The following is a 272-nucleotide window of genomic DNA, read 5'->3' on the forward strand; positions in this document are numbered from 1 at the left end:
GATCATTTTATAATGGATTGCGTGAGGAGGATTTCGGCTAATGATTTCAGTCAACGATTTTCGCACAGGACTTACGATTGAGGTGGACGGCGAGATTTGGCGCGTCCTTGAATTCCAGCACGTCAAGCCGGGCAAGGGGGCGGCGTTCGTCCGTTCGAAGCTGCGCAATTTGCGCACCGGCGCCATTCAGGAGCGGACGTTCCGCGCCGGCGAAAAAGTGAACCGGGCGCAAATCGACACACGCAAAATGCAATATTTGTACGCCAACGGCG

1 pseudogene is annotated in these 272 nt (G+C 54.8%); it reads left to right on the plus strand.

Annotated features, from left to right (window positions below):
* Positions 1-40: 40 nt before the first annotated feature.
* Positions 41-272, plus strand: a pseudogene (locus LD028_RS09005) (elongation factor P); the annotation flags it as partial.

The organism is Anoxybacillus sp. LAT27, from assembly GCF_022030075.1.
GTDB classification, from domain to species: Bacteria; Bacillota; Bacilli; order Bacillales; family Anoxybacillaceae; genus Anoxybacillus; species Anoxybacillus kestanbolensis.